Origin of the sequence: Xanthomonas sp. DAR 80977, from assembly GCF_041240605.1 — a bacterium.
Taxonomy (GTDB): Bacteria; Pseudomonadota; Gammaproteobacteria; order Xanthomonadales; family Xanthomonadaceae; genus Xanthomonas_A; species Xanthomonas_A bundabergensis.
The window spans coordinates 3,090,030-3,110,882 of record NZ_CP162487.1 but is presented as its reverse complement, the minus strand read 5'-3'; the positions used below and the strand labels follow the sequence as shown (position 1 = coordinate 3,110,882).

Sequence of the window (20,853 nt, the reverse complement as noted above, 5' to 3'; positions counted from 1 at the left end):
GCGGCGCACTTCGACCGCTGCATTTGGTTGGCACCTCCGCCCCTTTCCACAGAAGGGATTGCGATGGATCAGGTGTCAGTGCAAAGCACGGAAGAGACTTCCTCCCTTCGGGGAGGCGGAACGCTGAAGGACAAGATCGAGAGGGCCAGGCTTGAGCTCTTGGATTTGTCTACGCGCAATCGGCTTCTTCATACGCCGCGTAGCGGCCGTGCTCGCACCATTGAGGTCGTAAACGAACTCGCCAAGGCCATGTATCAAACCTTGGTCGTGGACGGCAAGCGCTTCACCTTCATTCCAGGCAAGCAAGACCCTTCCCTGCAAGGGCAAGATGAAGACTTGGATCTGAGCGATCTGCCATCTGAGTCTATTACCTATCTTGAAGAGGAGCTCGAAGACCCCACACTGGTTGAGCAGCCTGACTTTGAGTTGGACGAAGAAGGGCGCGTCCTGAGTCACTGGGATGCCAACCTGTCGACCAGGCTGACCTCGTCAGGGTTGCAGAAGCGCTTGCTGGATCTCTACACAGATTCCAGAACCCTACAAGAAGAGCAGGGCGTCAATGTTCTCTACCTTGCAGTTGGCTATCTAAAGTGGCGTGCTACGTCTACGCCGCAGACTGATCGCTATGCGCCATTGGTTCTAATCCCTGTCCAGCTCGAACGCAGCACGGCGGGTGAGAAGTTCCACCTGAAGTGGTCCGGGGATGACATCCAGGCGAACCTCTCTCTTCAGTTATTCTTGCAGCGCGAGTTTGGCTTGCGTCTGCCGAACATTGAGGAATTCGAAACCCTAGATATCGATGCGTATATCGGTTCTGTGAAGGAGATGGCGGAAGGACGCATCGGATGGGATGTCTGCCCCAATGATGCTGTTCTCGGCTTGTTCTCCTTCGCCAAGTTCATGATGTATCGCGACCTGGATCCGGCGGTGTGGGAGAGCTCTGGCGGCATGCAGGCGATTGCGTCTCTTCGTGGCGTGGTGACCGATGGGTTCCCCGGCGCAGAAATCACTAGCGAAGACGCAAACGTCGATGAAATCATCTCTATCGAGAAGATGCTTCACGTTGTCGACTGTGACTCGTCACAGGCACTTGTTGTCCATGACGTTCTGCAGGGCAACAGCATCCTGGTGCAAGGGCCACCGGGAACGGGCAAGTCTCAGACGATCGCAAACATCATCTCTGCCGCCATTGCTGAGAAGAAGAAGGTGCTCTTCGTTGCGGAGAAGATGGCCGCGTTGGAAGTCGTGAAGCGCCGCTTGGATCATGTCGGTGTCGGCGTGGCGTGCCTGGAACTGCACAGCAACAAAGCCAATAAGCGAACATTGCTGGAAGAGCTCCGTCAAACGCTCAGCCTTGGCGATCCCAAGCGGGAGAACACCAAACCCATCATTGAGCAGCTCACCGAGCGGCGTGACGCGCTTAACGCTCATGCTCATCGCATGCACTTGCCACTCCTTCCATCCGAGCTGACACCGTATCAAGTGTTTGGCCATCTGGTCGGACTGCGCCGGCAAGGGTTGACGACTCAGCGCTTTGTTTTAGACGGACCTTTGGAGTGGGCTCCGCACGACAAGGAGGTGAGGGACCTTGTGCTTCAGGAGTTGGTGCAGCGCATTGGAGAGATTGGCGTGCCGGCCGAGCATGCGTGGAGTGGGGTAGGGAATGATGCGCTGCTCCCCAATGAGCGGGATCGCTTGATTGAGCTGGTCGCTGCCTTGGCCGTTCGCTTGGAGCAATGGCGGGACGCTGCGAGCAGCCTCCACCAAGCGCTTGACCTGCCGTCGCCGGAACGCTTCGATGATGTCCGTAGCGCCGTGAGCCGGGCGCGTGCGCTGGTGGAGGCGCCTCGCATTGGCGCCAGCGCCTTGACTTCAGCGATTTGGGAAGAACCCGAGCGTATTGCCGCTCAGTGTGACGCATTGGAAGCCGCACAGCGTTCTCTTGCGGAGGCCATATCGTTGTCTGAGAAGCAGGCGCTGGATGTTGTTTGGGGTCCAACCCAGGAACGCTTGCAAGGCCTGTTGCCCTCATTCGTTCTTGGGCAGGAAGTAGCAGTCCTCGCAGCGATCAAAACCAAGCTGGAAGGCATCACGCCAGACCTGGGCCGTTTGAGTCAGCTCCTGTCTGAAAAGGAGCCGCTCACGTTGGATCTCGCGATGCGGCTGGTGGCCATCGCTGAGCGAGCAACCAGTGTCCCGGAACTCGATCGAGACGCGCTGGTGGCACACATATGGGATCGAGGCGTCGACGTTGTTGAAGAAACCGTCGTGGCCGTTGAGACCGTGCAACAGGCCAAGACCACGTTGGCCTCCACATTCCGTGAGTCGGCCTGGGGCAAAGACAGCGCTGAACTCGAAACAGCGCGAGGCCACTTGGCGACACGTGGTTCCAGCATCTTTCGGTTCTTCAGCGGCGATTGGCGGCGCTCGAATCAGTTGATTCGCTCCTTGCTTTCGTCACCCAAGCTTCCAGCCGAGGAAATGCTCGGCTCGTTGGACGTGCTTTTGGATGCTAAGTCGGCTCAGCGGAAGATTGCAGAGCGCGACGCACAAGGGCTGGAAGCTTTCGGCACCAACTGGCAGCGGGAGCGATCCGAGGCTTCTTTCCTGAGGGGAGTGGTCGCCTGGATGCGCACCCTGCGACCACTGGGGAGCGGCGTCCGAGAACGCTTGGCGGACATCGGGGATAAGGTGCTCGCCACCGAAATTGCCAGGCGCGTTAAGCCGATGCTGGAGGAAATCTCTCGGGAACTGTCGCCCATACACGAACAATTTCTGACAGCCAACCGGGACCCCTGGGCTGGGGAGGTCGTGGTCAAGCGCGTGCCTTTGACCTTGTTGGTAGAGAAAACGACGCTATGGCAGGACGCATATTCGCAGTCGCTCCTGCTCCAGGGTTCCTCTGAGATGACCGTTGAACGGGCGCTTTCAACCATCGATCGCATCCAAGAGGCTCAGGTTGCTCGTGCAGCTTTCGAGGCTATCGCCAATGAGGGCCAGGAAGCGTTTGGACTGCTTTGGCAGGGGCTGGCTTCCAAAGTGGGGGATCTGCGTGGGATTGCGGGCTGGATGCTGGCCAATACCGAGTTGCGCGCCTTGGCTGCAAGAACTGCCGAGCCGGAGGCGTTGCTTCGCGCGGGTGAAGCGTCCATCGAATCGGGAAGCCGCCTGTCGAGCGATCTCTTGGATCTTCTCGTCAGCCTTCAATTCGAGGGAAGTGCCGATGTCAGCCGGGATCCAAATCAGGCACCCCTCTCGGCTTTGGCAACCCAGCTTGCACGCTGGCGGGCGGACCCAGAAGGGCTACGGGCCTGGGGTGCCTATCTTGCGATTGCGAACGATGCTCGGAAGAAGGGGCTGGGCTCTATTGTCGATGAGCTCAGTCAGGGCGCCATGGATCCCAGCGACGCAAAGGGCACATTTGAGCTCGCCTACTACGAGGCTGTTCTTCAAGCCATGGTGCAACGAGACCGGTCGCTTGCAAACTTCGACGGCCAGCGACAATCCCAGGTAGTCGCTAACTTTGCGCAGCTGGACCTCGATCGCATGAACCTGGCCCGCTGGCAGGTGGTTAAGACCCATCACTCACAGATTCCACGCCAAGGGGGCGCCACTGGTCCAACGGCGGTGTTGATGGGCGAGATGGCCAGGAAAAAGGGCCACAAGCCCATTCGCCAACTTATGCAGCAGTGTGCGCCGGCAATTCAGGCGCTCAAGCCCGTCTTCATGATGAGCCCACTCTCCGTTGCTCAGTTCTTGCCTCCGGGAGCCTTGGATTTCGACATGTTGGTGATCGATGAGGCGAGTCAGGTCCAGCCGATCGATGCGCTCGGTGCGATTGCTCGCGCTAAGCAGCTCGTCATCGTGGGAGACGAGCGACAGCTGCCGCCAACCCGCTTCTTTGCGAAGGCCATGGGGGATGGAGCGGACACAGACAAAGACGAAGACGGTGCGCAGGCAGCGGACGTCGAGAGCATTCTCGGCCTTTGTAGGGCACGAGGGCTTCCAGAACGCATGTTGCGTTGGCACTACCGTAGTCGCCACCAATCTCTGATCGCGGTGTCGAACAGCCAGTTCTACAACAATCGTCTGTTCATTGTGCCGAGCCCTTACAACAGCGAGGCGGGTGTGGGGCTGCGCTTCCACCATCTCTCGGAAGCTGTCTACGACCGTGGCTTTACGCGCACCAATCCGAAGGAGGCCAAAGCGGTGGCTCAGGCGGCGTTGTTGCACGCTCAGACGACGCCTCAGTTGTCGCTCGGCATCGCGACTTTCTCGACACAGCAACGCCGAGCCATCTTCGACGAGCTAGAGGTTCTGCGCAGGCAGCATCCTGAGACGGAAGGGTTCTTTGCTGGTCATCCCTCCGAGCCGTTCTTCGTCAAGAGTCTTGAGAACATCCAGGGCGACGAACGCGATGTCATCTTCATCTCCATCGGCTATGGCCGTGACAGCCTCGGCCAGGTCACCATGAACTTTGGCCCAGTCAGCAAGGATGGCGGCGAGCGGCGTTTGAACGTGCTCATCAGCCGAGCGAAGTCCCGTTGTGAGGTGTTTTCATCCATCTCTGACGAGGACATCGACCCGGAGCGTGGCAAAGGGAAGGGCACGTTGGCTTTGAAGCTCTTCCTCCACTACGCCCGCACAGGTCGCTTACACACCGCCGTGGAAGCACGTGATGTGAAGCACAGCGTGTTCGAACAGGAAGTGGCTGCAGCACTGAGGTCTCGAGGGTATGACCTGCATACGGATGTAGGCATCGCAGGCTTCTTCGTTGACATCGCTGTGTCTGATTCTCAGCGCCCAGGCCGCTACGTCCTAGGTATCGAGTGCGACGGTCAGTCTTACCGGGATGCAAAGAGTGCGCGGGACCGCGACCGATTGAGGGAGAGCGTCCTTCGAGACAAGGGATGGCAGGTCTACCGGATCTGGAGTTCGGATTGGTTCCATCGGCCCGACGCAGAGCTGGAGAGGCTCATTGCCGCGATTGAGGCGGCCAAGGCGGAGCCTGATGCTTCCGACAAGGAGATTAGTCCTGTGCGTCGTGCTGTGCCCGTAGAGTTCGAGTCGGTGGAAAGAGGGGAGTTCGTAGAAATCGGGCTGGTTGGCGTGGAGTCGCTGCCTGCGGCTGATGCATACGTTGAGGCCGAATTTGCCGTCCCGAGCACCCAGTTTGAGCTGCACATGTGCCCGGCCGGAAAGATGGCGCAGTTGGTCACTCAGATTGTCGATGTAGAGGGGCCCATCCACAAAAGCGAGGTGGTGACTCGTCTACGCACGCTTTGGGGCTTGCAGCGTGCGGGGTCTCGTATCCAGCAAGCAGTTGATGAAGGCATCGCTTTGGCAGCGAGCCAAGGAACCGTCGGGCTTATCGATGGCGCCTTCCTGATTGTCCACGGCAGGGAGGTGAAGGTCCGCGATCGGAGCCAAGTATCTTCGCTGTCGTTGCGCCGTCCGGAGCTTTTGCCACCAGGCGAAGTGGATGTCGCCGTGGTCGGAATCGTCAGGGAGAACTTGGGCGCCAAGCCCGAAGAGCTGGTTCACTACGCGTCTCGCAAGCTCGGCTACAGGAGCACGAGTCCCCAGCTGCGGCGGCTCATTCTGGATCGGTGTGAGGCTCTGGTTGAAAAAGGGCTTCTCACACAGAAGCTCGATACGCTGTTCCTTCGCGAGTGAGCTCATTGCCCCACCTTGAGCGCTACCGTCGGCTAAGGGTGGGGCAGCGGGCGTGAGCCGTCGCTGCCCTTAGCCTAAGCTGTGCAGATGGGTCTTCAACTGGTCAGCTGCACCCACAGCACCAGCAACACCATCGGCAGCCCGCTCAGCAGAGAGAAAATCCAGAAGGCTCCCATCAACGCCAGCGGCGTCATGACCCACCACTGCCCAGCGGTGAACCCTTGGTCGCGCTGCCGAGCCGCGTAGGCGGCCTGCGGGTAACGACGCTCCGCTTTGCGCAGACCTCGCCGGGCCATCAGCGGCCCGACGATGAAGCCAAACGGCCCGAGCAGGAGCAGGGTCCACGAGAACCACCAGAAGAACCGGTTGTGGGGCGTCGTGACTTTCCTGGAGGCGACGCGTGGTGAGCCGTCCCCGCGGAACCCGCCCATAGCACCCGCCGGCGTGCCGGCCATCGGGTCAGGGTTGGTCGTCATTTCGCGTAGGCCCTCCAGGTGCCGTTGCTCTTGGCATAGCGCAAGTTCTTGCTCAGCGGGACAGGCACCTGCCGGCCCTCAATGTTGAGCACGGCCTGGCCGCGGGTATCGCAGCGGTAGCCGTCCGCGCCCTCCGCTTCCACGCAGCCGGTGAGTTCGAAGTTCTGGATGTCGGTGACCTGGCCGGCGCCACTCTGTTGAAGCAGCCTGACGAATGCTTCCTTGGCATCGTCGGCCGAAGGCTTGCCGCTGCAGCCGGTGAGGCCCAAGGCCATGGTCAACGCGACCAGGCCGATCCATGCTTTTTTCATGTCGTTCCTTTGCTGAGGGATGGGTAGGGTTGGCGGGGCGGGGGCCTTACTTGTCGCGGTTGCCGTCCGGCTTGAACCCCGCGATCCAGAGCCGGGTGTCCTTGAACGGCGTCAGCAGGCCGCTGGCGCCCGGGTGCAAGTCCGCGGTCTGGAGAAAGCCCGAGACCCAGGCAACGCGCAGGGCGACGTCGACGGCACGATCGGCGACGCCGGGCCGGCTCACGTTGACCACGAAGGGTTGGGCCGGCGGGGTGGGACCGGTGGACCGCTGCGCGCCCGTGTTGGGCTTGCTGGGCGGCACGTGAATGCCGTTGAGGGCGTCCCGGCCTTTCCAGATAGCCGACGTGTTGAGCTCGGCCGTCTCGCCCAGGTCGTCGGTCTCGGTCAGCGGGGCGTCGGCGCAGGCCCGGAAGGTCTCAAGGCTTGAAGCAGCGGGGCTGGTCCAGATACGCGCTTCCACCGTCCAGCAGGGCAGGGAAGCGCCCCACTCGGTGAAGGTCAACGCCACTCGGGGCCATTCCAGGCGGCCTGCCTGCGCGGCCTGGTGGTTGTCGCCCTTGAACAGCCCAGGCAGCTTCCCGGCGCCGCTGAGGGGCGCGTAGCTGGGACCACTGCCGCTACCGTCGTCCTGGGCGGTGGACTTGCCCGCCGCGTTCGGCTTCATGCCGACCATTTGCTTGCCGGCGTCCTTGAGGCTGCCGCCGAGCTGACGGAAGAAGCCAGGTTTCTGGTCTTGGGCGTCCTGTGCCTGGGCGGCGGTGGGAGCGACCAGCGTCAATGCCAGGAGCGCAGCGAACGCTCCTTGTCCTGCGTGCTTCATAGGAAAAGCCCCTGTAGACCGCCGGCCTGGCGGCATTTACGATAATCGCAGATGAGAAGCCCGCATCCAAGCGGCACACTGAGGGAATTCAGCTTTCGTGCAATCTTCTCGATGCCCAAACCCAAGACACCGGCCACGGTCTATGGCATGCGCCTGCGGAGTGCGCGGATGGCCATGGGCTGGACGCAGGCCGAGTTGGCCGAGCGCATTGGGATGGTCGACAACGTCTCTGGGGCGACGCGCATGAGCCGTTACGAGACGGGGCAGCACGATCCGGATCCAGCCACGGCGCAAGCCTTGGCGAAGGCATTGAACCTGCCTGTGGCCTACTTCCATGCCACCTCGGATGTTCTGGCAGACATCATTTTGCTGGTGTCGCGCTTGCCACTGGCGAAGCAAAAGGAGGCGTTGCAGCGTCTTAAGGAATTGACGGAGAAGCAAGGCGCGCAACGATGAAAAAGCTCGTTTGGCGTTTCCTCATTGCGGCTGCGTCAATGGGATCATTGATGTCCGGCTTCTTTTGGTTCTTGTCGGCTAGGATGCAGCGGCAGCTGATGGCGTCCGCGATGAGCGATCAAAAGTCCGTTCAAGATCTTCTGCTGCTCTCCGCGGACATGAACTACTGGGCCGCTCTTGGGGCGTTTTGCACGGGGATTGCTCTTGTTCTTTCAGCTCTATTCGAAGATTGAGGTCTGGTGGCAAATCTCCTTGACCGAGGTGCTGGCAGCCGCCGGCTTTAGCTTGTAATCCAATCCAGTGTTGCGTTATCGACATCGGGACACTGTCAAGGTTCAAGATGGCTTCCTCCCGCGCGAAATCTAGCGCGGATGCCACGCTTTTCAACGATCCATCTGGGTATCGTCTAAGACAGCTCGCCCCTATCGCTATCGACCGAAATCGTAGAGCAGTCGTGTTCGCTTACCTAAGGGGAAGCACTGGACTGGATGAGCACACCACGACGGCTTTGGCTCCTCGCGTCAGCGCGACATAGAGGTTCTGAGCGCTCATGGTCTCCGGCTCCAAGATGACGGCAACATCTGCCTCCAATCCCTTCAGCAGCAGCGTGCTTCCGACAGCCCGCTTGGCCATCGGAGAGCGAAGGTGACGGTTGCGTTCTCGGGCATGCAGTGCAGCAGCCGGGAACTCCCTTTCTCCCCGAATCGCAGATTCCATGGCCGATCGGCAGCAGTGAAGGATCTCCGGCCGGTAGACCCGAGTGTCAGGATGGTTGGCCAGAACGTTGATGAGCTGCAGGGCGCGCTCCAGCGTGCGGTCGGTTTCAAAGGAAAGTGCCGAGGCCTCAGGAATGGTGGGCGGATTCCTGGCCCGGCCGCTTTGCAGGATAGCTACTCGCGCAAGCAGGTTGGGCGCACCAACGCCAGTCATCATCTGGGCAGAGAACTCGGCGAGCTCCTGCAGCGCAGTCGCACTTTGGGGGTTGAAGCGTCGCGCAAACGCGACCAAATCCCGTAGGTCGACCGCTTCCACTGCCATGGCTCCGGGCGCCTGGCTGGTGAGTTGATGGCGCCCTCGCACGTTCATTGAGTCACCGATGATGAGCGCGGTCCCTTGGGTTCCCGGCGCGTTGGTCCTTGCTGCCATCATCCGCTGAACAGCCTCGTTGCCGGCGGTGAGCTGGATCCATGTCAGCTCTGGCGGGGCCGTGCGGAGATCAATGGTGCCGCCTGCCTCCAAGGCCGTGCGTGCGCCCAACAACCACCGTCCCAGCGGCTCCGTGCCGGCATTGCGCCAGCGCCAAGGGATTCCGAGTGCTCCGGAAGGCACGAAGAATGGCTGCACATCTGCGCGCCAATCCACCAGGCGATTGTTGCCAAATCCGAAGATGGCTTGCATGGGGTCGCCCAATACACACGTGGGCAACATCGACGCTAGGGCGCGGACCAAGGCGTGTTGGACGGTGTTGCAGTCCTGATACTCATCTACCCACAACCGGTCGTAGGTGGCGGTGACTGCCTGGAGCAGGTGGCCAGCGGTCAGGAGCGCGAGAGCGGCTTGCCGGATGGCCGGGTAGTCCGATGCAGCATTGTTCAGTTCAAGCAGGTTTGCTGGGTGGCCGCTGCGCGCAGGGAACTTACCGATGAGCCGCATGGCGAACCCGTCGATCGTTGACAGCCGGTAGGCCGCGCTAGGGATGTTCGCTTTCTTCAGGCGGGCGCGTAGGGCGGCCACTCCTGCATTGGTGTGGGTCAGGATCAGGACCGGCTTGCCTTCAGGCTTCCCCGCCAAGGAAGCGGTGATCAGCTCCGTCTTGCCGCATCCGGCAGGAGCGGTGATGGAGCCGCGCTGGATGGCCAGGAGGTCGATCTCAGGGAGCACGCATGAACCTCCATAACTGATCGATCACCGATTTGAACCCAGCTTCTGCATCTGCGTAGCCATGAGAAACGATATTCACGACAATGTCTTGGTAGGCTGTTAGCGATTTGAACCATCCGCTTCCGCGAATTCGTGAGGCTGCTCCCAGGAACTCTCGCGTTTCAGTTGAGTAGTTTGTTGCCGGTCTTTGCGCCTCAATGGCAGCCAGCGTCAATCGGCCGTTGGACCTGGTCTGGATGTGCTGATTCATCAGTTCTTCTCCGACCAACTCTTTAGCCTTGTTCAGGAGCGCATCAATGGACGTGTCGGGCAGATGGCGGAACAGCTCGTCTTCCAAGGCAAGCCCTGGTCGCCAGGTGACGAAATCTCCGAGATTTGAGGTGTAGTCCTCTGCCACTCCCGGCTTGGCGTCCTTGTCTGCGTCGATGAAGACCAAGACCCGGTAGCCCAGACCCATCAAGGCCGTTGCACGGGCAAAGGCATTGTCAGGGGAGCCACCTCCAGCATTGACGTAGGATCCCCCCAAGGCGAGGAACGATGTCCCGCCAGTCGCCACGGCCCACTGATCCAAGCCGCGGACAAAGCCCACTTCGCTGGCGCCTTCGCAAACGATGACCGACTTGGCCAGGAATGCCTCCGGATCCGTCCGCAGGGTGCTTTGGACCTCATCCGATGCTCCGGCTAACCAGACCCTGTGAAGCTCGGAATAGCGGCGAACAACGAAGAGTTGGTGACCCGACAACTCCCGCAGGGCAACTGGGGAGTGGGTTGTTAGGAACGCTTGGACTGGAGGGATGGTGTCCTTCGCTCCCAGCGAGTCCAGTAGCCGCATGAGACGGTGGGGCTCCAAGCCATATTCGACCTCGTCGACCAAAGCGATGGGGGCGGCTGTCGCGGCCGCGCGCTGCAGGCCAGCCACCAGCAAGCGTGAAGACCCGGTGCCCAGGGAGCGCAGGGGGACGCCCTGTTCGTCATGGAGAGCGATGGCGCCCTCGCTGATGGAAACGGCGTGGGCGTCCAGCAAGGCTTGGGGGGCTGCCCCGACTGACACGCCCAGACTTTGGGCGGTGATCTGCACGACACCCAGCGTTTTGGCCAGGTGCGGGGTGGCTTGGGTGCCAAAATTCGTGCGAGCTTCACGCCCAGCAGCGGCCAACTGCGCCCCCAACTCGGCCTTCTCTTCCGTCAATCGGTTCAGGACCGATCCCCGGCTCCACGACAGGTTGGAGGCCGCAAATTGCCCGATTCGTGCCGGAGCGATGGCGGCTCGCTCCTTCCAAGGCAAGCTTCGCTCGATGCCATCCCGGGTGGCGCGGTCGGAGAATAGGGTCCAAGTGGGCTCAAGGTCGGCGTTGACCAATAGCTGGAGCGTTAGGACGGTTTCCCAGCCGGCCTTTGGTTCGTCGTCAATCTTGCCCGTTGCTGGATCGAACCCGCGAAGGAAATCACCGTAGAGGTCGATGTCCATGAGCGAGGGCGGCAGTTCGCCTAACGTGATCTGTATGGAGAGGGGCACGGCAACGTTGAGGCCGTGGAAATCTGCGTCGCCGAAGGTCATCGAGCGCCGCGCCCCCAAGCAGAGATCGATGGCGTCCAGGACCGTGGACTTGCCGCTGTCCCCGGGGCCAATCAAGCAGTTGATGCCAGGAGAAGGAGCCCAGTCCAGCGATTGGATGGAGCGGAAGTTGCGGATGGCGATGTGGCGAATGCGAGGCATACCAGCTCCTTGGTGTGAGGTGTGATCAACAATCCGTGTAGGGCGTAGATTGATGCTGACCTCTGAACTCGCCCCTGAGGGCATGCTAGCTCTATACATCTCTGGAGGCCATCTACTTCAGGGTTGAAATTTCGCTCCCTTGCTTGGCAAACCCAGTGCACCTGCTAAGCATCTGTGGCGCGCCTGCGCAGTTTAATGGTTTCGTTTGATTCGAGCCCTTGTTTCTCCATGCTTGGCATAGCTCAACCAGGCTTGGCCAGATTCGCCTTTGACAATGCGGACTTTTTCTGAACCCGGAATAGTTTCCATTACATAGCCAGGCATTCTTATCTCGACTGGGATGTCTCCAATAACTTTCCCGGCCACTTCAAGAGCCCACTGTGTTTCGCAAAAGAATTCTCCCGATGCTTCCCTCCATCCGCGAGCTTCTTCGTTGATTGGAGATACTTCCATTGGACCAAGATTGACGGATTTCTGCTCTCCTCTTAGTAGCTCAAATACCAGGTCGATGTCTTGGAAGTCTTCTGGTGTGAAGATGTCTTCTTCCAATATATGAAATTCTGATTTTAGCGTCCTGGCGATCATGTGAAGCCGACTTAGACTTCTGATTCGCTGTAGCACTGGCAAAAGTCGCTCAACGGATTTTACGGCAGGTTTAAACTCTACTCGTCGACCATCGAGTTCCAATGCAAGGTGCAAGGAGTCTTCGTCTGCGACTTGCTCGGCCCAGCTGGCAAGTGGTGCAAGCTCATTAAATAAGCGCAACGGTTTACCTTTGGTAGAGGCTAACTTGATTCCAATGTTGAAGTTGGTCTTTAGCATGCCTCCTTCGGGAGTCAAACGAAGGAGCACATCGACAACGGAAGGGTTAAGCTCATTTGTAATGCCATATCCTTTAAGTCCGGAGAAGAGATGCACTGGCAATACCAACTCTTGGGCCAAAACTGAATACTCGGATCCTGGGCAGATGAAAATTAACCCTTGCTTGGATGGATTCTGCCTCATGGTCATCTTCCCTCCAGAAAGTGACAATGGTTGGATGAGGGTTGAAAGATTTTCTGGTGGTTTGATGTTGAAATCGCTCACGTCGAAGGAGCGGGGAAGGCCATATTCATAGGCCTCCCTTAAGCGCTCGATGTTCTCCGGATTTCTGATGGGCCGGAAAGAAAGATGAGCGGCGGGCTCTGGCTCTTCTATTTCTGTGCCTTGCTTTGCTTGCTGGATTGGAGATGATTTCTGTGCTGGGTGATCAATTTTCCTTGGATCTAGGTTGAACGGCCGGTCGCCTCGCTCTATGGAAAGAGGATCCTTCGTCTTAAGCAATGGCGTAACTACTGCTTGCAGGTATCGCTCGAAGCCTTCTCTGTCAGCCAATGTCTGCGCTGAGTTGAATGTAACTGTTCCCTTTCCGCTGCCCAGAAGAACATCTTGATGAGTAAGTGCCCAAGCTTGCGCGTGAACCCAATAGATTGTCCTGTTGGGGGCGACGCGTAAGATAAAAACAGGAAGGATATCTGCCGCATATTGGCGGAGTCTATTTTTTGCAACGAGTGCTTTTAGTTGTGCGCTGGAGACAATGGTTCCTTTCACCTGAACTAGAAATCGCACTCCTTGATAGGTGGCATAGTCAGGGGTGATGCAGAGGTCGTAACCGATGTCGATATGATCTTGGCCGACATTCCAGTCCCAAGAAGTAAACAAGTCTTCAGCGGCTAGCTCTGCACGCCGCCCCGTTTTTTGTGTCCGTGGAAAGTTCATGAGGTTCCTGCAACATTTCCCTGCCGGATTTTACCAAAATGATATTGCTCGGCAGCCTTGGCTGGGAGCTTCGGCAAGGCCTGTTGGAACGAGTGCATACCGATGCTTGGGTCGATCATGCTTGGCATGACAGGTTATCCATGAGAAGGCGATCCTATCCTCGCTGTTCCTGGACCCGCCTTCAAGCCGCGTAGGTTGGCGTGTTGTCGTTTAAGAGGGCTTTGCCGAACGCATCTGATCCGGGGGGCGGTTCTATGTGGCCCTCCGCCTACTCGCCGGACACTTGGACCTCGGTTTGGCCCTCAGGTGGGATTCTGGAACCCAGCTCAGGTCCCATGGTGACCAGCTCCTGACAGAGTGGGCGAACCTCATCTGGTGCGTAGGCACCGCATACGTGGCACATCCCAAAAGCGGCCATGGCTGACATGCGCGCTGCGTTGTCCAGCATGGTCAGGACAACGCTCGGATCGAAGTCGGCTTCCAAGGTCTGGCGGTGCCCATACATAGCCAGAGCGGCGCGGCCTCCATGGGTAAAAGAGTGATAGAGGTTCCACTCGTCCTGTGAGAATCGAGAGAAGAATTCGGTGCCCACAAACGGCGGTCGAGCGTCGATGACGGCGGCAACATCGGTCAGCTTGCCCCCTTGGAACTTGTCATTTTCAACAAGCTGCGAGGCTTGCTGGTCGGTCGCACACAGGGCAAACCACCACCCGCGTTGCAGGGTTTCATACATGGGGCGCACGAGAGCGAAGGCGCTCGGGATCAGATTTAAGTCCGGCTTTGAGGTCAAGGTGACGATAGAAAGGGCGTGCTGGAAAGAAAGCCCAAATTCCTGGTATCCGATGTGGTGCCGATCCGGTGCGTGCTCAGGTGGCATGGGGACCTGCTTTGCAATCTCCGCCACGCGAAGCTGAAGGGCTAGCACTTCCTCTGCGCGTTGTAGAATTTGTTCTTGAGGCATGGCAGCATCCTCCCAGAGCGCTGGAGGGAGAATAACCCAGCCGCCAAGATCGCAGCGGACGTTTCGCGGAGCAAGGTCCTGCAGGTGCCAGGCTTCGGCCCTGTGCTGGCAGACCTCAATCGCAGTCGTAGCGTTTAAAGTATGGGCGACAGTCAACCAAAAGAGGTTATGCAGTGAAGCCAACCAGCAATGCGGCCGGTAAAAAGCAGTCTCCCAAGCGGAAAATCTTTGTAGTGGATCGGACGCGCTATCTTCCTGATGGCTCTATTTGTCCGACTTCACCTTCTAAGCCATGGGCGGTTTTTGAGGACACGCAGCCCGTCACGCTTCTTGGTCAATACGTGGGGAGAGACGAAGCCTTTTCTCAAGCTCTGGTTTTCGAGAGCACACCGGCGCCACAGTAGGCTTAGATACCGCTTGAAGGGAAATGGCGTTCTTGGTCTTGCTGCTCAGTCGTCGAATGCCGTTTTAGGATTTCACGGTATCTATCGCCCGATAGCGGAACCCACGTGACATCTTGGTCCTTCCATAGGGGAGCGCTTGTCTGAAGACCGCGCCGCTCCATGTTCGCCTGCCAGAACTCAATGCAACGATTGGTCGCTTCGGTGGCCTGCTTTTCTGCTTCCTCAGGCGGAAGGCGTGATAGGCAGGCCAAGTAGGCGTTGTTCCAAAAATCTTCAATCTTCATGGCAGGGCTCGGAGTCGCTTTTGATTCGCTTTACTACCATCCACCCGGGGTTTGTCAATTGCCCCCAGCGGCCATAAGGCCAATGGCAGCACTCGCCTAGCCGGTCGTGCGCGCGGCGTTTTTGCCAAATTGGATCCTCTGATCGATGACGAAATTGAGCAACTCGTGATCAAAGAGGGGAAGGCCTCAGGTTGTATGGAAACTTCGTATCCCTAGGCCGTTGCACTCGGCAATGCGTCGCGATACGTTGGCCATTCCTAACAATTAGGGAGCGACAGTGATGAACATCCACGGATGGCTAGCAGCCCTGCTGACATGCGGCCTCGCCCTGAGCAGCCAAGCACACGCTGCTACGCCAAAGACGGTGAGCTACTACTCTGAGCACGGCGAAGAAAGGAAGGCCGTTCTGGCTCGTTGTCGCGACAACCCGGGCGAGCTTCGAGAGACACCGGATTGCGTCAACGCAGAAAGGGCGGATGCCAAAAAGGCCTTGGCTCGCCGTGGGCACTTGGACCTCAAGCCACTAACCGCTGAGGATCTTAAGAAGCCATGACGGTTGGGCGTTGCGTCTAAGCACCACGCCTACAAAATTACAGTAGGAACATGGATTCCCTGACGACCCCTGATGGCCGCTACCTCATTGTCCGTGGACGCCTCTGGCGCACCGCCAACCCAGCCTTGAGTGCCCAGGAACGCGATCGCCTGGTCCACGAGTTGATGGATGCGCGACGGGCCGTTAAGGCAGCGAAGGCGGCCTGCGCATCGGGAGATCTCGCCAAGGCGCGCCAAGCGGTGAATGCCGCCAAAGTTGGGCTTGGCGAACGAGGCCGGGTTTGGTGGACCGACGGCTCCAAAGACTTCAATCGACACTTGGTCCGCAACACTCCCTATGCGGAGTGGTTCGGCAATCACGCTGTTGAAGAAGACGATTGATTGGGAGTGCGACAAGGCAGGCGCACGGCACCGGGATAGCTTTATCCAGAGATTTTTTGAAGTGACCCATCCGATAGAGTGGGTGATAGTAATGCTTCACCATTGGGGAACAGTGGTTTGACTCTCGGGTGAGCACCTTGCGATGAGTCCAGCAGATCTCAGCTTTCTTGATGCGTTGCTCAAACGTTTGGCGCAGGGCTGGAAACGCGCCCTTTTTAATCCCGCGTGAGCGCACGTATCGCATGAACTTGCTTCTGAGCGACGCCGCGGTGTCACGTGCTGGTTCTTGCTGGATAGCAGGAAACAGCTGCTGTTCTTGCTTTTCACGGATGGATGCAACGTAGTCCAGAAAGCCAGCGTCTAGCAAGACTTGTGGCACGGGGATCGACCAGGCGCAACTGATCCGTCGACTCTGATGCCTGTAGGCATTGAGGTCTTGCGTGCGCTTGGCGGCGCGCCCCCAACCCACGATGCAAGTCACTCCGTGTTGCTCCACGAAGTCCTCGATCGAAAGGCGCAGCACCTCCGACGCTCGAAGTCCCATGTAGAGTCCGAGGAAGGGGGCCCAGAAAAGCAGCGGATCGGTTGCCCAGCGCTCGTAGCTTGAAGAGGCAAAGATCGTTGCAATCTCGCGGTCGGTAAACGTGCGGCCGCGGGGATGAGGGGTCTTAGGGCGGAAGTATAAGACAGCCAAATCGCTCGGCGAACGGGTTACCGCTTTGCCAGGTGGGCGTTGGCTGGGGCTAGGTGACAGGTCGGTGCTAGGAGTGCTGGTGATGCTCATGGTGGAACTCCGGAAAGGGTCGTGGGAATTGGAGAGGGACATGGGGCGCTGACGCTTGAGTCGGCTGTGGTGGTCGTTGGGTCTAGGCAAAGTCATGGATAGAACTTTTGCTTGTCCCGCAACCGTTCCTTGAACTGTCCCGCCTGATACTTCGGCAGCTCAACCGACGGCCGATACAGCTCCAATGCCCGGGCTTGCTTCACCCGGATCCGGTCCGGCCGCTTGTGTAGGTAGTAGTCCTGCAGGACCGGCACCTTCTTGCTCAGCGAATGTCCGGTGATGAGGGCGACCTCTTCCTGGGGCACGTCGCGGTGGTAGAGCTCGGTGGCGATCGTGTGGCGGAATGCATGGAAGCCGACTCCTTTCGGGAAGCCGAGATCCTTCAAGTAGCTGCTGAACTGGTTGAGTAGCCCCTGGCTGTAGCGCGCGTTCGTCTCCCCCGTCTTCTTGTTCACGCCGGCGGACAGGTTGGGAAATAGGCGGGGGTGGCCGCACGCCTTCATGTCTTCCAGGAAGTCGAGGAAGCCCGCATCCAGAACCGGTTGGGCCAGGGGAATGACCCGCACTGCGGAGTCGCCCTTGAGGCTCTGGCGGCTCCGCGTGCCAACCTTGCCGGCCAAGTCCTCGTCGATCGTCTTGCGGATGGAAATGCACCACATCCCGCGTTCTTGGATGATGTCCGCCACTTTGAGCTGGGCAACCTCGCCGACTCGGGCACCGGTGTAGAGCCCCAAGATCGGCCCCCACCAACGATGCGGCCATTTCTTGGCCCAGGGGATGAAGTTGCTTGGGTCGAAGATGCGCTGCAGTTCCTCGTCGCTGAAGAGGCGGTCGGGCTTGCTGGTGTCCTGGAGCAAGTCCTTCTTTATTTCGCGGAAGGGCTCCATCGGTGAGACGGGAATGGCCTTGGCTTTGACCAGCGTGCTGAAGAACGTGGCGAGGAAGCGGCGGTGCAGTTCCAGCGTCGCGGGCGCCGGTGGCTCGACCTTGATGGCTTGGCCGCGCACGATCAGGTCTTCGGCGGACAAGGACTTGAGCTCTGCGTCCGAAGCCGCGCCTGGGGGAGCCCAGCGGATGAGATCCCACAGGCGGTAGATGTGCTGGTGGTCGATGCGAGAAACCCGAATGTCGCCGCAGACGCGTTGCAGAAGGCCCAGCGTGCGGGCGGTGGCCTCGATGGTGCGCGGCCGCAGGTTGCGGCGGGTCATGTCGCGCAGGTAGTCAGCGATCTCTTCCGACAGCTGCCGGCCGGGCGTGGCTATGGGCAGAGGTTCTGGATATCGGGTGCCGTCCTTCCGGACTCGGATACGCTGCGTTTTCTCACAGGCGGCTTGGAGAAGCTCTTCCAGCCCGATGAGGGCCTCGCGTCCTCGAAGGCGCACGTTGTTGAACGTGACGCGGCCGACTCGGACGCTGCCAAACGTCAATTCGCCGAAGGGGTGGTCCTTGTATTTCTGTAGTTCATTGGTGAGGTCGTTTGCCATTGCTGTGCTTCCATCGGTAGATGGAAGCTTGATACGTCGGCCTCAAAATTCGTCAATCCAAAATCGGAGTTTTTCTGCGCCGCTAATCAACACCTCAGGCATTGCCGGATCGGGGTCAAATTAAGCCATGGCTGATGGCCCAACTTAACCTCATGAATTACTCTTGCTCGTATATGCGGCAAGGGTTTCAGACAGGCGAGGGTGGCTCTTCGTTGAGACTTTACTGTAGTGTTTAAAATTAATTGGTTAGCTAAAAAATAAAATAGGGCTGTTTTAAAATGAATGCCAGTTAAATGTTAGATAATATTTGTTAGTTTGATTTATTTTTTAAGCTAACTGGCTGTGCCGTGATGCACTTTTAGTTAGTTTTATTGTATTTTCTATTGGGCTTGCGATGACGCTATCCGTCATTCAATGACAGGGAAGGGAGTTGCGACGGTGGATCACTTCGAAGGCGTGGTGCTCGACTACCTCAGAGCGGACCGTGCGTTGTTCGTCAACAGCCAGTGCTGCATCCAGCTCAACGAGGGAGCCAATCCGGACACCAGCGGCCCGCATTGGTATTGCGACGCGGTGGCCGTGAGCTTCAAGGAACAGATGGCTTACCTGTGTGAGATCACCTATGCGGCCGGGGCATCGTCGCTCTTAGGCCGGCTGCGGTCTTGGGATGAGCATTGGGAAGGACTGAAGGTCGCCCTGGCGCGCGACAGTGGCGTGCCGGCAGCGTGGCCCCTCAGACCCTGGCTTTTCGTGCCGGAAGCACAAGCAGAGCGTCTGAAGGGCGGCCTCGCGTCGCTGCGCTCCCTGCCGAGTCCGCGAATCACCTTCCTTGAAGAAGTCGTGCCCTGGCGCTACCGGTCCTGGAACCGCGGTTCCTATGAGGATGCTCCAGGCCTATGAAGTCCAGTGGCATAGGCAGCTGACCCGCCATCTCCGTCGCCGGCTATGATTCCCGCATAGGGGAAGGAAGCCGATATGAGGATGATTCCAAACCGCCAGGCCCTGCTCGGCTGGGCTCTCTTGCTGCCAGCGTCAGCAGCCATGGCCTGCAGTTGCGTGATGTATGAAAGCTTGGACGACACTAAAGCCAGGGCCGCCGTGGCTGTCCAGGCGACCATGGTCTCCGTGCAAAGAAAGATCGCTCAGCACGGTGATGCGCCTTACTCGGAGCAAGAGGTGGTCCGTTGGCGTGTTGGGGAGTCCATGCGTGGCCCATTGGCCGCAGGCCAGGAATTCGAGACGCGGACAACGATTTCTCCGGCCGCCTATGGCGAGCAGGTGGTCGATGTCCAGCGAGCGCAAGCAACGCCTCCACCAAGAACGTGGTGGCTGTTCTTCCAGTGGATTCCCGAGAACGGAGCGCCTTGGTTTGTTGCCACGTGCTCAAGAAGCCAGCCCGTTGACGCAGTGGCCCCAGTGCCTGCGTCGTAGGATGACCTTGTTCTAGGTGAAGGGAAGGGCATCGCCTAACGGCCGCCCTGAAACTTGAAGCTGAAGCGAGCGGCGGATGCGGCGGTCACTCCAACGATGGGCACGGGGGTGGCGTCCACCAGCGTCAACGTGCCATCGGCAACTGGCACTGGGACTCCCAGCGAGAGGTCCACCTCCTTAGACCAGCTGCCACCGAGCACGGTCGCCCTGACGACCAGTCGGCCGGCCTGGATGCATTGAACGTCAGCTGGGCAACGGCTGTCTTCCATGACGCGGTCGGGACGCACCCTGGGGCCATCGACCGCGGCAATCTCTCCCAGCCGCACGGGGCCTTCGATGGGCTGGCTCGCGACCGGACCACCCGCCGCGCACCCGGCAAGCGATATGGCCATCATCGCTGCAAGTGGCTTCACTCTCATCCAAAAGGTCCGGACAGCTTTTCGTTGTTCGATTCGCATGGCTGGGGGCGGCTCCGAAGACGGCCTGAGTGTCCCACAGCTCTGCAATCCAAGGCTGAGACGCGCACCAGGGACTGCCGAACTTGAATGCTGTGGGCATGAGCACTCTCAGTGAGCGGACGCTCAAGACAGCAGCAAGCCAGCAGCCAGCAAAGCATGCCAGGACCATGGACAACGTTGCACGCACGCAGGACTCAAGTCCCCTTGGCTCTTCGATCGCCGGCATGGGAGTCGCACATCATTGCTCTCCACCAGCGCTGGGCCTCTTGAAGGGAATCCTAGCTTCGCTGTCCCGACCGCAAGGGCAGGCCTCCTCCACGTTGTTCCGGCCCTCCGCTGCGCGCCGCCAGCGGTGCTCACTCCCGGGTGCGGTCGAGCCTAACGCTTCGCCTGTCGGTTCCCACGAGGCGCACAACGCGCTGGTGGAGAAGAACCCGATGAAGCGCACCCAAGACCGGAAGGCCCAATACCAACTCCAGATGGACGAGGAGGGCATCTTGCTCGCAGCAGCCACCATCTTGGAGCAACGCCTCCAACGGCTGGGCCACATCCACAGCCCCGAGCAGGCAGGCAGCTACCTGGTCGCCCGCTGCGCCCACCTGCCTCACGAAGTCTTCGGCGTCGTCTTCCTCGACACCAAGCATCACATCTTGGCCACCGAGCATCTCTTCACCGGCACCGCCGACGCCTGCGAAGTCCACAACCGAGTCGTCGCACAGCGGGCTCTTGAGCTCAACGCCGTCGCCGTCATCCTCTTCCACAACCACCCTTCGGGTAATCCGGAGCCCAGCCAAGCCGACCGCCAAGTCACCGAGCACCTGAAGCAGGCGCTGGCGCTTCTCGACATCCGAGTCCTTGACCACCTGGTCATCGGCGGCCGGCAGCACGTCAGCCTGGCCAGCAGGGGGTGGGCATAGCCCACCCCTTCACCTACGCGGTCTGCTGAGGCTAGACTGCGAGAGTCAGGAGCACCACCTGAAGCAGGAGATGAGGGTGTTTTGCGCGGAACCTATTCAGTA

Annotated in this window: 19 protein-coding genes; 7 read left to right on the top strand and 12 right to left on the bottom strand. The window is 59.3% G+C overall.

Translation table 11 applies throughout. The features are described 5' to 3' along the window. Positions 1–63 precede the first annotated feature (63 nt). Positions 64–5,676, top strand: coding sequence for a DUF3320 domain-containing protein (locus AB3X10_RS13120; RefSeq protein ID WP_369975504.1), 5,613 nt, complete (start codon positions 64–66; stop codon positions 5,674–5,676). A gap of 95 nt (positions 5,677–5,771) precedes the next feature. Here the strand turns inward: AB3X10_RS13120 and AB3X10_RS13115 are convergent, their stop codons facing one another. The 3 genes from AB3X10_RS13115 to AB3X10_RS13105 are packed head-to-tail and all read right to left on the bottom strand — an operon-like array spanning position 5,772 to position 7,283. Continuing rightward, positions 5,772–6,152: a hypothetical protein gene (locus AB3X10_RS13115; protein WP_369975503.1), complete on the bottom strand. Its 381-nt coding sequence runs from the start codon at positions 6,150–6,152 to the stop codon at positions 5,772–5,774. Beyond that, entirely contained in the window at positions 6,149–6,463 is a 315-nt protein-coding gene (locus tag AB3X10_RS13110; protein WP_369975501.1) for a hypothetical protein, read from the bottom strand. Before AB3X10_RS13110 ends, AB3X10_RS13115 begins: the two co-directional genes overlap by 4 nt. Positions 6,464–6,509: 46 nt before the next feature. Then, entirely contained in the window at positions 6,510–7,283 is a 774-nt protein-coding gene (locus AB3X10_RS13105) for a hypothetical protein (protein ID WP_369975500.1), read from the bottom strand. Positions 7,284–7,334: 51 nt separating this feature from the next. Here AB3X10_RS13105 and AB3X10_RS13100 point away from each other — a divergent pair, with 51 nt between their 5' ends. Further along, a complete protein-coding gene (locus tag AB3X10_RS13100; protein ID WP_369975499.1) occupies positions 7,335–7,739 on the top strand; it encodes a helix-turn-helix domain-containing protein in 405 nt (134 codons plus the stop codon). Next, complete coding sequence (locus AB3X10_RS13095; RefSeq protein ID WP_369975497.1) at positions 7,736–7,972, top strand: hypothetical protein; 237 nt, start codon at positions 7,736–7,738, stop codon at positions 7,970–7,972. Before AB3X10_RS13100 ends, AB3X10_RS13095 begins: the two co-directional genes overlap by 4 nt. Before the next feature lie 229 nt (positions 7,973–8,201). Here AB3X10_RS13095 and AB3X10_RS13090 read toward each other — a convergent pair whose 3' ends face one another. From AB3X10_RS13090 to AB3X10_RS13065, 6 genes are all read right to left on the bottom strand, one after another. Beyond that, positions 8,202–9,620: a UvrD-helicase domain-containing protein gene (locus AB3X10_RS13090; RefSeq protein ID WP_369975496.1), complete on the bottom strand. Its 1,419-nt coding sequence runs from the start codon at positions 9,618–9,620 to the stop codon at positions 8,202–8,204. Continuing rightward, positions 9,610–11,337, bottom strand: a complete 1,728-nt coding sequence (locus AB3X10_RS13085; protein WP_369975495.1) for an ATP-dependent nuclease — start codon at positions 11,335–11,337, stop codon at positions 9,610–9,612. The genes AB3X10_RS13090 and AB3X10_RS13085 overlap by 11 nt, the downstream gene beginning before the upstream one ends. A gap of 192 nt (positions 11,338–11,529) precedes the next feature. Beyond that, positions 11,530–13,095, bottom strand: coding sequence for a hypothetical protein (locus AB3X10_RS13080; RefSeq protein ID WP_369975494.1), 1,566 nt, complete (start codon positions 13,093–13,095; stop codon positions 11,530–11,532). Beyond that, positions 13,092–13,223, bottom strand: coding sequence for a hypothetical protein (locus tag AB3X10_RS13075; protein WP_369975493.1), 132 nt, complete (start codon positions 13,221–13,223; stop codon positions 13,092–13,094). Before AB3X10_RS13075 ends, AB3X10_RS13080 begins: the two co-directional genes overlap by 4 nt. 140 nt (positions 13,224–13,363) lie before the next feature. Next, the gene (locus AB3X10_RS13070; protein ID WP_369975491.1) at positions 13,364–14,056 is read right to left on the bottom strand and encodes a DUF6988 family protein; all 693 of its coding nucleotides are present in this window, start codon (positions 14,054–14,056) and stop codon (positions 13,364–13,366) included. A 406-nt stretch (positions 14,057–14,462) separates the two neighbouring features. After that, a complete protein-coding gene (locus AB3X10_RS13065; protein WP_155604425.1) occupies positions 14,463–14,744 on the bottom strand; it encodes a hypothetical protein in 282 nt (93 codons plus the stop codon). 280 nt (positions 14,745–15,024) lie between these two features. On the opposite strand from AB3X10_RS13065, the gene AB3X10_RS13060 reads away from it, so the two are divergent. Both AB3X10_RS13060 and AB3X10_RS13055 read left to right on the top strand, forming a co-directional pair. Continuing rightward, a complete protein-coding gene (locus AB3X10_RS13060; RefSeq protein ID WP_369975489.1) occupies positions 15,025–15,297 on the top strand; it encodes an EexN family lipoprotein in 273 nt (90 codons plus the stop codon). 50 nt (positions 15,298–15,347) lie between these two features. Further along, positions 15,348–15,677 carry a hypothetical protein gene (locus AB3X10_RS13055; protein ID WP_369975487.1) on the top strand — a complete coding sequence of 110 codons (330 nt, stop codon included), beginning with the start codon at positions 15,348–15,350 and terminating at the stop codon, positions 15,675–15,677. Here AB3X10_RS13055 and AB3X10_RS13050 read toward each other — a convergent pair. Both AB3X10_RS13050 and AB3X10_RS13045 read right to left on the bottom strand, forming a co-directional pair. Beyond that, on the bottom strand, positions 15,604–16,461 hold the full coding sequence (locus tag AB3X10_RS13050; protein ID WP_369975485.1) for an integrase: 858 nt from the start codon (positions 16,459–16,461) through the stop codon (positions 15,604–15,606). The two genes, AB3X10_RS13055 and AB3X10_RS13050, sit on opposite strands and share 74 nt — an antisense overlap. A gap of 92 nt (positions 16,462–16,553) precedes the next feature. Continuing rightward, on the bottom strand, positions 16,554–17,945 hold the full coding sequence (locus AB3X10_RS13045; protein WP_369975484.1) for a tyrosine-type recombinase/integrase: 1,392 nt from the start codon (positions 17,943–17,945) through the stop codon (positions 16,554–16,556). A 438-nt stretch (positions 17,946–18,383) separates the two neighbouring features. Here AB3X10_RS13045 and AB3X10_RS13040 point away from each other — a divergent pair, with 438 nt between their 5' ends. Next, entirely contained in the window at positions 18,384–18,845 is a 462-nt protein-coding gene (locus AB3X10_RS13040; protein WP_369975483.1) for a hypothetical protein, read from the top strand. A 566-nt stretch (positions 18,846–19,411) separates the two neighbouring features. Here the strand turns inward: AB3X10_RS13040 and AB3X10_RS13035 are convergent. Continuing rightward, on the bottom strand, positions 19,412–19,795 hold the full coding sequence (locus AB3X10_RS13035) for a hypothetical protein (RefSeq protein WP_369981815.1): 384 nt from the start codon (positions 19,793–19,795) through the stop codon (positions 19,412–19,414). Between the two features lie 476 nt (positions 19,796–20,271). On the opposite strand from AB3X10_RS13035, the gene AB3X10_RS13030 reads away from it, so the two are divergent. Beyond that, positions 20,272–20,751 (top strand): JAB domain-containing protein, encoded by a 480-nt coding sequence (locus tag AB3X10_RS13030; protein WP_369975482.1) that lies wholly within the window; start codon positions 20,272–20,274, stop codon positions 20,749–20,751. Positions 20,752–20,853: the final 102 nt, after the last annotated feature.

Coding starts and splice junctions, on each gene's coding strand:
- AB3X10_RS13105 (WP_369975500.1), bottom strand. CDS start 7,283: ATGAAGCACGCAGGACAAGGAGCGTTCGCTGCGCTCCTGGCATTGACG.
- AB3X10_RS13115 (WP_369975503.1), bottom strand. CDS start 6,152: ATGACGACCAACCCTGACCCGATGGCCGGCACGCCGGCGGGTGCTATG.
- AB3X10_RS13045 (WP_369975484.1), bottom strand. CDS start 17,945: ATGGCAAACGACCTCACCAATGAACTACAGAAATACAAGGACCACCCC.
- AB3X10_RS13120 (WP_369975504.1), top strand. CDS start 64: ATGGATCAGGTGTCAGTGCAAAGCACGGAAGAGACTTCCTCCCTTCGG.
- AB3X10_RS13030 (WP_369975482.1), top strand. CDS start 20,272: ATGAAGCGCACCCAAGACCGGAAGGCCCAATACCAACTCCAGATGGAC.
- AB3X10_RS13110 (WP_369975501.1), bottom strand. CDS start 6,463: ATGAAAAAAGCATGGATCGGCCTGGTCGCGTTGACCATGGCCTTGGGC.
- AB3X10_RS13080 (WP_369975494.1), bottom strand. CDS start 13,095: ATGAACTTTCCACGGACACAAAAAACGGGGCGGCGTGCAGAGCTAGCC.
- AB3X10_RS13070 (WP_369975491.1), bottom strand. CDS start 14,056: ATGCCTCAAGAACAAATTCTACAACGCGCAGAGGAAGTGCTAGCCCTT.
- AB3X10_RS13060 (WP_369975489.1), top strand. CDS start 15,025: ATGAACATCCACGGATGGCTAGCAGCCCTGCTGACATGCGGCCTCGCC.
- AB3X10_RS13095 (WP_369975497.1), top strand. CDS start 7,736: ATGAAAAAGCTCGTTTGGCGTTTCCTCATTGCGGCTGCGTCAATGGGA.
- AB3X10_RS13100 (WP_369975499.1), top strand. CDS start 7,335: ATGAGAAGCCCGCATCCAAGCGGCACACTGAGGGAATTCAGCTTTCGT.
- AB3X10_RS13085 (WP_369975495.1), bottom strand. CDS start 11,337: ATGCCTCGCATTCGCCACATCGCCATCCGCAACTTCCGCTCCATCCAA.
- AB3X10_RS13050 (WP_369975485.1), bottom strand. CDS start 16,461: ATGAGCATCACCAGCACTCCTAGCACCGACCTGTCACCTAGCCCCAGC.
- AB3X10_RS13065 (WP_155604425.1), bottom strand. CDS start 14,744: ATGAAGATTGAAGATTTTTGGAACAACGCCTACTTGGCCTGCCTATCA.
- AB3X10_RS13075 (WP_369975493.1), bottom strand. CDS start 13,223: ATGCCAAGCATGATCGACCCAAGCATCGGTATGCACTCGTTCCAACAG.
- AB3X10_RS13055 (WP_369975487.1), top strand. CDS start 15,348: ATGGATTCCCTGACGACCCCTGATGGCCGCTACCTCATTGTCCGTGGA.
- AB3X10_RS13035 (WP_369981815.1), bottom strand. CDS start 19,795: ATGAGAGTGAAGCCACTTGCAGCGATGATGGCCATATCGCTTGCCGGG.